General features: G+C 49.7%; 10 protein-coding genes. 2 read left to right on the top strand and 8 right to left on the bottom strand.

Going from position 1 to position 11,751, the window contains the following annotated elements:
• The 4 genes from J4G02_15430 to J4G02_15415 all read right to left on the bottom strand — a co-directional run.
• A partial coding sequence (locus J4G02_15430) for a hypothetical protein (protein ID MCE2395958.1) occupies positions 1 to 583 on the bottom strand: 583 nt, incomplete at its 3' end.
• A 101-nt stretch (positions 584 to 684) separates the two neighbouring features.
• Positions 685 to 2,163 carry a DUF4159 domain-containing protein gene (locus tag J4G02_15425; GenBank protein MCE2395957.1) on the bottom strand — a complete coding sequence of 493 codons (1,479 nt, stop codon included), beginning with the start codon at positions 2,161 to 2,163 and terminating at the stop codon, positions 685 to 687.
• A gap of 366 nt (positions 2,164 to 2,529) precedes the next feature.
• Positions 2,530 to 3,615: a Gfo/Idh/MocA family oxidoreductase gene (locus tag J4G02_15420; protein ID MCE2395956.1), complete on the bottom strand. Its 1,086-nt coding sequence runs from the start codon at positions 3,613 to 3,615 to the stop codon at positions 2,530 to 2,532.
• A gap of 93 nt (positions 3,616 to 3,708) precedes the next feature.
• Positions 3,709 to 4,539 (bottom strand): transglutaminase family protein, encoded by an 831-nt coding sequence (locus tag J4G02_15415; protein ID MCE2395955.1) that lies wholly within the window; start codon positions 4,537 to 4,539, stop codon positions 3,709 to 3,711.
• 308 nt (positions 4,540 to 4,847) lie between these two features.
• Between J4G02_15415 and J4G02_15410 the strand changes: the two genes are divergently transcribed.
• Together J4G02_15410 and J4G02_15405 are read left to right on the top strand one after the other, a co-directional pair.
• Entirely contained in the window at positions 4,848 to 6,848 is a 2,001-nt protein-coding gene (locus J4G02_15410; protein MCE2395954.1) for a S9 family peptidase, read from the top strand.
• A gap of 220 nt (positions 6,849 to 7,068) precedes the next feature.
• A complete protein-coding gene (locus tag J4G02_15405) occupies positions 7,069 to 8,862 on the top strand; it encodes a long-chain fatty acid--CoA ligase (protein ID MCE2395953.1) in 1,794 nt (597 codons plus the stop codon).
• Positions 8,863 to 8,940: 78 nt separating this feature from the next.
• Here J4G02_15405 and J4G02_15400 read toward each other — a convergent pair whose 3' ends face one another.
• The 4 genes from J4G02_15400 to J4G02_15385 all read right to left on the bottom strand — a co-directional run.
• A complete protein-coding gene (locus J4G02_15400) occupies positions 8,941 to 9,507 on the bottom strand; it encodes an AAA family ATPase (GenBank protein ID MCE2395952.1) in 567 nt (188 codons plus the stop codon).
• Between the two features lie 53 nt (positions 9,508 to 9,560).
• On the bottom strand, positions 9,561 to 10,475 hold the full coding sequence (locus J4G02_15395; GenBank protein MCE2395951.1) for a hypothetical protein: 915 nt from the start codon (positions 10,473 to 10,475) through the stop codon (positions 9,561 to 9,563).
• 203 nt (positions 10,476 to 10,678) lie between these two features.
• Complete coding sequence (locus tag J4G02_15390; protein MCE2395950.1) at positions 10,679 to 11,482, bottom strand: phytanoyl-CoA dioxygenase family protein; 804 nt, start codon at positions 11,480 to 11,482, stop codon at positions 10,679 to 10,681.
• A gap of 32 nt (positions 11,483 to 11,514) precedes the next feature.
• On the bottom strand, positions 11,515 to 11,751 hold a 237-nt coding region (locus J4G02_15385), incomplete at its 5' end, for a hypothetical protein (GenBank protein ID MCE2395949.1).

Here is an 11,751-nt window from a genome sequence, read left to right as displayed (position 1 = left end):
ATTCCACAAAAAACGACTCCCATCTGCTAAAAAGCCCTGCCATCGGTCGGTCGAAAGAGATACGATGCCCTTGTACATTGTTGTGACCATGATAACCGTAGACGCTATATCCGCCCCAGTTGTTATAGGCGTTATAGGTGTTTGTCGCCAGTTGAAGCAGGATCTTCGTGTCACGTCCCGGCTGTGCAGACCGCACAACGAAGTGCAGTGTTCCTTCAGCGGTTCGGCGGTTTCTGTACGTGAAATCCCCGCCGTTACCCTCCGCTCGCATGGATACTTCGTAATATCCACTCCGCCATGTATCCGGCACACACAGCTTGAAACTCGTGGGCCAGCGGCAGCCGTACGACGATGCATCCTCTGGAATCGGATACGCGGATCCGGGGAGTCCTTTCTCACTCCAGACCACCTCACGAGTTGCGCTGACGCGCACAATTTCCAATGAATACTCCGATGCGCTGGTGGAAATATGAAACCCGATCTCATCACCCGGCGCATAGCTGAGTTGGTCGGTGTATCCTTCGATATAAAGTGGGCGCAACTGTGCCTCTGAAAATGCTAACTGCGCCTTATATGCTTCCATCTACATCTCCTTCTTGGCTGAAAAGGCAATAAAAAAAGCAGCCACGTGAATGGCTGCTTTTTATGGTTAATTGATTCGGGAGGTGTCCGAATCAACAGATTCTATTCAAGTGCCCCAATTTTTGCTGCCTCTGGTGCTTCAGTCGGCAGCTTCCGCGCTGCCATTCTATCTTCTGGCACATAGCCGGAATAGTCCGAAATTGAGCCGCTTGTCAGGGCATAAATTGCGACGTTGGTCATGAAACGATAGACGCCGGGAGAGTATTTGACGGAGCGGGTGGGTAAGCTGACCGACTCCATCGCGCACATGTAGTCACGGCGAACCAAAATGACCGAAATTTTGTCGCCAACGGAAATGCCTTCAAGGAAGTTGCGCCTCCCTGGGCGAGACCCCCACCAGAAAATGTCGAATCCAGTCGGCGGACCACCCATCTCATAGAAGTTATCGTAGATTTCGTGTTCGTTTGGGATGCGTTGAACCTGATATTCTGGCATCACATATCGCATCTGCGCCAAGAATAGGCGAGGCATCGCTTGCGTCGCTGCGTCGATCCCGCAGTCGTCAAAGACGAGGAGACCGCCTTTTTCAACGAAATACCGCCGCAATGCAGCCATTTCTGTCTCAGAAAATCGGCTGTCCATCTTGCCGCCGCCATATTGACGACCCATCAGGTTCTTGGAACGGACGTGTGCCGGGTCATGTCCCGTCATGAAGAGTAACGGGCATTTCATCAGGTTAGCATCGTTTAACTTCAACGCACCGCCTTCGACGTTCATGTCAGTCTTAATCTTGGTACGTTCATTGAGCCATTTGGTGAAAGCATTCAGTGAGGAAGCATCTGCCCACCAGTCAGCGAGACTGTGACGGACACGCGTGAAGCGGAAGACGCCGCGGATATCAGCACCACGACCAACGACATGCCCACCGGGTTCGCCACGTGGCAATGGAGGCACCTCAACGTTACCGAGATTAATATTCTCAACGACATCGCTCAAGGCATCGCGAGCAGCGCCGACATGTTCGACCATAGCGAGTCCCTTCGGACGCGCAAAGGCGACCTTGACCTGCACAATGCCGCCAATCCCACGACCAATGTTGGCGGGGGCAGCACTCGGAGCCGTTGCCACCGGCGCGCTAAACGCCAACGCACCCGGCGCGTCAGAAACCGGTAGGTCAGCATGTGTCACAACTTGCGGCACTGGAGCGTTGGCGCTAACCACCTTAGGGACGTTGGGGTTGATGGGAGCTTCCAACTTCACTACTTTATTGGAAAATTCCAAAACGGTCTGCGGCTGCACAGAGGTGGGACGCACAACCGCCGCTGTTGTTACCCTGGGTTGGACTTGAACTTGCTCAACTACCACTGTGTTTGTGGTTGGAACGGTTGGTTTCACCACCGGCTTGATAACCGGTTTACGCACTTGTGGCTTGGGGGGTTCCTTTGCCTGTAGGACTTCGGCACCGACTAAATCTTTGAACTGCTGGGTCTGGGTAACGAGATAGATACCCGTGACAAAGAAGGCGACTCCGTGAACAATCAACGAGGTCATCAAAGCCCCTGAGGTTTTTTTCGCACTCATTTGTTACCTCCAAAAATAGTTTGCGTCAACAGTTGAATAACCCTTTGTATCATCTTACATGGGATACTAAAGCAGGCTTGTTTTTTTGTGGCAGACGATTTACCAGTCGATGGAGAGACGCCCACGCGATAAGTTCCTGACTGGGAAAATGTACAGAGTCAGCGTCGAGCCATCATCCACCAACTATTCACGCAGAAAACCTCGCGAAAAAGTGAAATTCTCGTACCCTAACCTTGCACTCACTGTTAAAACGCCGAAATCGCCCGAACGACTTAGAGATTTCTTGATATTATCAACGCATTAGTAATTGTATGCCAAATTAACCATTCGGTCAAGAAAAAAATGAGCCTACCTCTGTCAAACACATTAATCCTTTTTCCCATTTCCAATCTCAACCCATCTCTGCTGCTCTGTAGATTCAACGACAGCATCAATCGCTGACTGCGCCTTCCAGCCATCGAAGAAAGAGGGATCTCGATCCGAATTAAGTTTTCCCCTAAGAATTCCATCAACGAAACAGCCCATCATTCGCCCCAAGGCGTGCGGTTTGCCTTCGGCAGCTTCGGGTGGTAGATCGATCGTCTCCCAATCACCGTCCCGGTGGCGGAACCGTAACCCCTCCTCTTGACCACGACTTAAGTAAGCGAACAGCGCCCCTTCCTCACCGACGACCTCAATATATTTATTTTCTGGGCGTGGTGGCGTAATGCTACTGACGAAAAACTGACCTTTCAAGCCGGATTCGATTTCGAACCAAGCGGCAGCAAGATCATCGGTATCAATTGGAGTCGGTTCGCCTGTGCTGGCATGTGGGCGCACACGCGGCACGTTATGCAACACACCGCACACCTGTATAATATCGCCGCATACCCATCGAATCGCATCAAAAAAATGTGATCCCATATCCCCAAGAATGCCGGTGCCAGAAAGGCTTTTTTGGTTACGCCATGCTGCCGTTGCCGATGATTGCAGCGCACTCCAGCCATCGCATTGAATGCGAACATAAAGGGGCTTGCCAATCTTGCCGTTTTTAAACATTTGGCGCAATTTATAGAGACAATGCGTGTAGCGGAATGTGAAAGCGACCTGATGGATCTTACCGCTGGCTTCGGCGATGTCGTACATCTCACGCGCCTCGGAGGCGCTCATTGCTAGGGGTTTCTCGCAAAAAACATGCTTTCCCGCTTGGAGTGCCTCTACCGCAATGGGATGGTGGAAGACGTTTGGTGTCACAATTGTTACTGCATCGATTGTGTCATCGGTGATCACGTCTGCATAGTCTGTATAGACTTTTGGAACGCCAAATTTAAGTGCGGTTTGCTCGCACAGATCACGGTTGCGACGGCACAGTGCGACAACTTCTGCGTTGGGGTGACGCTGCAAGCCGGGGATTTGACACTCCTCTGCAAATCTACCGGCACCAATCACGGCAAAACGGAGTTTACGGTCCATGCAGTTTCTCCTTGTTCCTACTTTATTACTCCTTTATGAGTGAGCATCGAGATTAAATCGTGCGAAGATTTCAGATATACATAATTAGCGAAACTAATTCAGTTTAGCGATTTGTTGGGTCAGGACACGGATATTCCTAGAAATTTCCTCCTGATCTGGTGGCTCATCCGATAAACGGAGATAGGTATTGAAGGCAGCCAGAGATTTACCGTAGGCGTTGACTTGGTAGTATAGATAACCGAGATCTCGATAGTCCTGTGCGGACTGGGGAGCAAGCCATGCGATCCGCTCGGCGACACTGACTGCTTTCTGATGCGCTCCTTCCCTGAAGTGGATTTGTCTCAGATTCCGCAGCATCCGCGCAAGAATCTCTTTATTCGTAACCGCTTGTAGAAACCGCGGATGCATCGGCACGGACTCACGGAAAATGTGTGTCAACCTTTCGGTGAGATCTTCATCGGATAAAATTTGCCCTTTCTCAAACGGATCTATCACGGTTTCTAAGTTCCGATGCTTAACGATAAAGTGTCCGGGGAAACCGACTCCCACCAACGGCAATCCAATCCGCTTGCCAATCTCCATATACACAACTGAAAGCGTAATCGGAATGCCTACTTTGCGCTCAAGCACTTCGTTGAGATAGCTATTCCGTGCATCGTAATAATTTTCTTGGCTGCTGCCCGCAAATCCCTGCGTTTCAAATAGATAGCGGTTTAAGTGGCTAATCTGATCACTTGTATCCGCTTCCTTACCGATCTGTGATTGCAGTTCTTCAGCCATCTGGTTTAATCGTTGTAGATACAACTCAATGTCCAGATCTACATAGGCATCTTTGGCGATGAGAAGGGCGCCCGTAGCCAGATCAATCTGGTCATTTTCTAGTTGTGCAAGCTCAAAAAGAGCGTCTTCAGCCGTGTTTTTCATATCTCTTGGCAGAGTTTGTGTCCTCTGTCTTCCCCTTTTTTGATATTCTCAGATGAGATCGCTATCTTTGTGAGTTTCAGACTTTTCAAAACAAGCTCCGATTCTTGGAGTCCTTGATGAAATAGGGACTTGAAAATCTCTGAAAAATGGGGTATCATCGGGTTCACTTGTTTTGAGCGATCTTTTCATTTTATAATATCATCTTACTGAAACTCAAATTATGGGGTCAGAAGATATTTTACCATAACCGTCTCGACTTTCCCACATCTATTATATAGAAACCGCCGGTGGTAGGAGCAAAGAATACCATGACTGACAACACTCAAGAACGTCAAGAATTAGCAACGCTTCAACCTGAAGATATTGTTGCGATGAAAGGTCTCAGTGGGGCAGTGATTTCGCCTGACGGTAAGTGTGCGGCATTTGTCCGAACCGTTCCAATCCTTGAAGCTGAAAAGAGCGAACACCGGGGTCATATTTGGCTGGTTTCAACCGATGGCGGCGAACCGTTCCAATTGACGAATGGTCCTAATGGAGACAGCAATCCGCAATGGTCGCCCGACAGCACACGACTCGCCTTTGTTTCAAAGCGGGACGACGGCGCACCACAGATCTGGATCATTCCGATTGTGGGTGGTGAGGCAAAGCAACTCACCCATACGAGCAACGGCGCGTCAAATCCGCGATGGTCATCTGACGGGAAACGGATCGCATTTCTGAAGGATGAGGAAGATAGCACGACTGAAGATCAGCGAAAGAAAGCAGGGGATGACCGGGTGGTCATGGGGGTAGATGACTTCAAGCAGCAGCACCTATGGACGATTACGGTCGAAACGCTAGACGATGAGCCTGAACTGCTCTTTAATTTACCAGAGGAGGGAGCAGATGAAAATGTCAAGGTGGACAAATCCCAAAGGTTGACAGAAGGCGATTTCCACGTCAGCGAGCCGTGTTGGTCGCCAGATGGGCAGCAGATCGTCTTTGTCTCCACACCTTCCCCAAAGGCGGATGATACGATGTTTTACGGGACTGTTCACGTCGTTGACCTTGAAACGAAGCACATCCGAAAATTGACAGGGCATACCAGCGGTGAGAGTTCGCCGCGTTGGTCGCCGGCTGGAGAACAGATCGCATACCTGCACAGCCCAGCAGGATATGGTCAGAAGGACCTCCACACCATCTCGGCGAAAGGCGGCGCGTCAACAAATCTGACCGCCACTCAGCTCGATCGAAACGCCGATCTACCAGTCTGGTCTCCGGATGGAACGATTATCTACTTCATTGCAATGGACCGGGTGCGTTGGCAGCTTTACTCTGTCTCAACAGCGGAGGGCGAAATTTGTCAAATCACCCGTGGCGACTGCGTCATTGGAGCGATTTCTATCGCCGGTAATAACGATACATTCCTGTGTACTCGTAGCGAGTCGTACGCTCCAACGGATGTTTGGGTCGGGTCTGTCCGCACAGGCGAGATGAAACAACTTACGAAACTCAACCCACAACTAGAAAACTTCGCTCTCGGTGAAGTGCGGGTAATTCGATGGCAAAGCAGTGACGGACTTGAGATCGAAGGATTGCTCTGTCTGCCTGTTGGCTATGAGGTGGAAAAAAGCTATCCGCTCATTGTCGAGCCACACGGCGGTCCCCGTAGCTCACGCGATTTGGGATTCAAACCGGCATGGCACTATTTCAGCGGCGCGGGTTTCGCCTACTTCGCCCCGAACTTCCGTGGCGGAGATGGATACGGGAACGACTTTGCCACGGCGAACTATAATGACTGGGGCGGCGGCGACTATCAAGACATCATGGCGGGCGTCGATTTTCTGATTGAAGAGGGAATTGTCGATCCTGACCGTCTAATCGTCGGCGGTTCAAGCTACGGTGGCTACATGACAAGCTGGATTATCACCCACACCGATCGCTTCAAAGCTGCTTGTAATGTTTGTGGTGTCATCAATCTGGTAAGTTTTTATGCGCAGACTGATATTCCGAGTTTTATGTCGCTCTACTTTGCCGGTCCTCCATCGCAGAGTTTAGAATTGTACCGTGAGCGGTCACCAATCAACCATGTAAATCACGTCCACACCCCAACCCTCATCCTACACGGTGAGGAAGATATTCGAGTTCCTCTGCCGCAGTCAGAGGAGTTCTACGCTGGACTGAAAGCTGCCGGTGTTGAAACAATATTCGTCAAATATCCCCGCGAGGGGCATGGCATTGAGGAACCGCGTCATCAGTTGGATATGCTCAAGCGCCAGTTGGCGTGGTACAATAGATATGTAACGCATGATGTGACAGGTGGTAGGTAGGCTGGAAGAATGGGCACGTGACGGGCGCGCTCCAATATTCTTTTATTTTTTTATTTTCCAGTTGACCCTGTTTGTGAGTAGGGGTATAATGCGCATCAGCGCGAAAGGTAGCGGACAAGTGCCGTGAGCATTGAAATTCGTTTAGTAACTCAAACAGACGAAGGACAACAGTGGAAACGCTTCCCAGATTCCCCATAATCCGAATACAAGGAGGTTGGTCATGGATACAATAACAATCAACCAGATGGTACAAAATACCATACAGCAACATGGCTCGAAAACTGCGTTATCTCACAAAGTTGACAAGGAGTATCAGGACATCTCTTATGCAACACTCGCAGAACGAATCAAACACTTCTGCCTAGGGTTGACCGAACTCGGTTTGCAGAAAGGCGATCGTGTTGCACTGCTATCAGAAAACCGTCCGGAGTGGGCAATAACCGACCTAGCAATTCTCGCCGGCGGTGGGGTCACTGTGCCAATGTTTTCGACGCTGACCTCCGCACAGGTGGAGTACGTTGTCAGGGATTCGGGGGCAAAAATCCTCTGCGTATCCAGCGAAAGGCAGTTACAGAAGATCAAGGACTGGGATGCAAATATCCCAACAAATCTTCAGCATATTGTTATTTTTGATGAGCTGCAAGACGATTCGGTGCGCACATTCGATCAGGTATGTGAACTTGGGCAGCAAGTTGAAAACGGAGATCAGGTCTACCAGCAAGCCAGTGAGGCTGTTACACCGGACGACCTCGCCTCGATTATCTATACCTCTGGCACAACGGGCGATCCGAAAGGCGCGATGCTGACCCACAGCAATTTTATGTCGAATATACAGGCAGCCACGGGGATTGTAACACTTACCCCTGATGACGTTTTCCTCTCTTTCCTCCCATTATCCCATGTGTTTGAACGGATGGGAGGGCACTATCTACCACTTAGCAGTGGTGCGACAATTGCGTATGCTGAAAGCCCGTTTACTATTCGCCAGAACATGCAGGAGGTTCGCCCGACAGTTATGATGAGTGTGCCCCGTGTCTATGAGGCGATGCACGAAAGAATTCTCAACTCTGTCAAGGAAGGTTCTCCTACCAAACAGAAGATTTTTCACTGGAGTGTCGGTGTCGGTTCAAAGGTGAGTCAAGCCATCCAACATAAGAAGAAACCCTCCTCCATGTTATCGCTGAAGGCGAGTATTGCCAATAAACTGGTTTTTGAAAAACTTAAAGCAGTAACCGGCGGACGTCTGCGTTTCTTTGTCTCCGGCGGTGCTCCCTTGTCAAAAGCGATTGCGGAGTTCTTCCATGCAGCGGGCATCCTGATCCTTGAAGGGTATGGTCTGACGGAAACCTCACCCGTCATCTGTGTGAATAGACCTGACCAGTGGAAGTTTGGCACTGTGGGGCCCGTGATTCCCGGCATAGAGGTGAAAATTGCTGAAGATGGTGAGATTCTGTCGCGGGGACCGCACATCATGCAGGGCTATTTCAACAAACCGTCAGATACGGCGGAAGCTATCGACGCAGATGGATGGTTTCACACGGGTGACATCGGAGAAATTGACGAGGAAGGGTTCCTGACAATAACAGACCGGAAGAAAAACCTCCTCATTCTTTCCAATGGGAAAAATGTCGCACCACAACCCATTGAGAATCAACTCAAGCAGAGTCCGTACATCAGCGAAATCATGCTGCTTGGCGATCAGCATAGAACTATTACTGCCCTTATTGTACCAAATTATGATGCAATTAAGGAGTTCGCGGCAGAGCAGCAGCTTGAAGCAGAGGATATGTCTGCACTCCTCCAGACGCAAGAAATTCAGCGATTGATTCGGGGTGAGATTAACCAATATTCGGCCGATTTTGCGGACTTTGAACGGGTTCGGATGTTCACTTTAATGGAAGAGGAATTCTCGGAGGAATCGGGAGAGATGACACCAACGCTCAAACTCAAACGACCGGTCATTATGGAGAACCATAAAGCGGTGATTAATCAGATGTATGGCGATGATGGTTAGAAAATTGCGATAGCGTGTCCCTTTGTTCTGTATGCGATGCAACCTTAAACGTCTAACTGGGATAGCGGGTAAGAGCGTTCATTTCCGCGCAGCCATCCGCTCGAATGCGCTAGGAGATTGGCGAGATTTCCAAGCATCGACTAGTGTGCTTACGTTGGTCTGGCATGGCTGTGTCGAATCGATTTCCAGATCATATTCAGCAAAACTGTGTATTACTTGATAGTCCTGCCGAGCCTCCCCAACGCGTCGATCGCCCCTTTCAAGCTCTCTGCGCTCAAGCTCAGGAAGTGGACAGTGCACACCGACAAAGAATACATCCAAACCGGTGAGTAATTTCACCAGATCCGACATCCACGTCTCATTTTCAATAATATGATCGACGATGAGATTGTTGCCTGCTTCTGCCAAAACTGGCAAACACCGATGAAACCCATCGAAGACGGCAGGGCGCATAGTCGACCAATCAATGTCACCGCTGCGAATACGCGCCATCGGCAGGGCGTTGGAATCGCGAAGGTGGTCAAACGAAAAGTGCCAGAATGGCATTTGCAGTGTTTGCTGTAATTCGCGTGCAAGCGTTGACTTCCCGGAACTCGACGCGCCGTTGATGAGGATAATTTTTCCTGGTTCGTGGGTGGTATCCATAAGATTTCTGGTATCAAGAATATGATACTCGTATATGCATTCTATTTATCTACTTATTCGATACGCCCGAAATCTTTCAACGTTTTCAAGGTATCGACTGTGAACCTAGATTGCCATTCCTTCTTGGCTTTTTGCCACGTTTCTGGGTATTGATCTCCCCAGGAGAAATTCGGAGACCAAGAGCCGTCCTCGCCCTGCTGTTCAATCTCAAAGTCCAAGTTCATCTCCACTTCGTCCTTGAATTCAGTAGCGAGAGGTGATCCCGGAGAGGAAACCAACCACAGGGGTTTGAGCACATAGCCAGTCAGCTGCTCTGCATTTCGGGCGACACGGGGTGCCGCCGCTTGGGCAAGTTTTTCCCAAACTTTGTCCCTATTCGGCAGAGCCTCCGTCTCCGCGAGCCTAGCAAAACAGAGGATGTCGTGCATCTCCATTTCGTCAGGCAGGGGATCCAGATGTGCCAGAACGGCCGTGGTTAATGGCTTCAGCAATTGGGTCGGGACTCCATCGCTAAATTCGTGCAAATATCCGACAATCTCAGCACGCGGGTTGACCAGAAACTGACCGAAAGTTTCGGCACTGTTCTCATAATTCCACCAAGGGGCGTGAGGCGCCTCAGCCACTTCAGGTGGAATGATTTGCCATGCCTGCCGGGACTCGTCGAAGGTAGTAACAAAATACTCGATTCCTTTCCGCACCAGCGTGTGACTCACAGTAACCCGAATTTCCCTGAGAATCTGAAAACCTACCGTAGTTGCAAGCGCAGACGAAACTGATGTTCTGATGTCAGGTTCCAGACTGTTGCCAAAACCCCCGTCGTCGTTCTGATAAGATGCTAGCTCGGCAAGAACAGCATCGGCAGATCCGGTTTCAAAGTGAAATTCAAATTGCCTTTGGTCCAACGCCCTTCCCTGATCCATTATGAAATTCTTCGCGTTCTGAAATGCGGCTTGTGTGAGTTTTTTCATTTTTCCCCCTCGTTTTAGCCAGTGGCCAGAGATGACCGCTTTTATGGGTTGAATTTTCTGGTAACGTTTTAGCCGTACACAAACAGCGATTAACTGTAATCGTTGCAAAAAGTGAGATGATGGCTGCAATTGTAACATAACATATGTTAAGTATCAAGGGGGAATTTCAGAAAAGATTCACTTGCTCTCATTTTTTTAAGCGTTTAGCGTTGACATGGCTTTAGATGCGAGATGTGTGAGACACCTTTCCAAGAAGGGAGATAAAGCCTAGCCTGTCCGAAGCAGCTTCTTAGCTGACTTAGACCAATCTTTCTTGAGCTCTTGAGGGATTCGAAGGCGAATACACGCGTATAGCCGAGATCGAGCATTGGACGGTTTGTATCGGTTCTGTTCGGCATCCCCGCATGCCACAATCGCATATCACGAAGAATCAGAGAGCCCATCGGCATTGTCGCCTGTAGGGAGGGTAAATGCTTGCCCCGTTCTCCTAGATTTTGAACGTCTGATGGTGGATAGTCCATGATTAGGTGCGAGCTGGGCCAAATCTTTGTGGCTCCATTTTTCTCTAAAAAATCGACTAGTGGAATGTCTACATAAATCCCCGATACAGGGAGGACGCAGGGCAGTTCAGGAAATAGGTGGTTTCCATCGCGATGGGGGATGCTTTCTACCTCGTTTTCGTCTGCGTTTGGGGGACTGTCATGGATCCAAGAAAGGAATAAGGCTACCTTCTTGCCCATGGCGCCTTCAATGACTTGGAGTGTGAACGGGTTGGCGATAAACTGGTGATGGAGAAACGGCATTTCGTTTGCGTGACGCACCTTACGCCTCCTGCCGCGTCGGATTGCATCGAAATAGGCGGTTTGTGCTTCCTTGACAATATCGAGCGGCACAGCATTCTCAAGGATTACCGCTCCTACCTCTCGCAGTAACCGGAGAGCCAAATCCAAGTTAGCCTCACTCATTTTTCCGTCCGTCTGCTCTGTATCGGTAATCTGTATCCGCATTTTTTCTCTTTATATATTCGGACCTATGGGACTCAGCTGTCTGGTTTTTGCCCCACATAGAGTATGTGTCTGGACGAAGCCACAATGCTTTGTTCTGCACTGATTTTGAACAGAAGATCCAACCAAAGGTCTCTCTCCTTCCCTTCAAGTGTGTTGTAGCTCTCATCGTCTGCAGAGATAGCCGGCTCGATACCTGCAATCTTGAGGGTGTCGAATCCCACATTCTCGTGCATCGGGGCAATCTCATCCAGCCGGACAAAATAGCCGCG

This window comes from Candidatus Poribacteria bacterium (genome assembly GCA_021295755.1).
Classification (GTDB): Bacteria; Poribacteria; WGA-4E; order WGA-4E; family PCPOR2b; genus PCPOR2b.
Note: the sequence above shows the minus strand (reverse complement) of the source record. Positions and strands in the feature narration are given on the sequence as shown.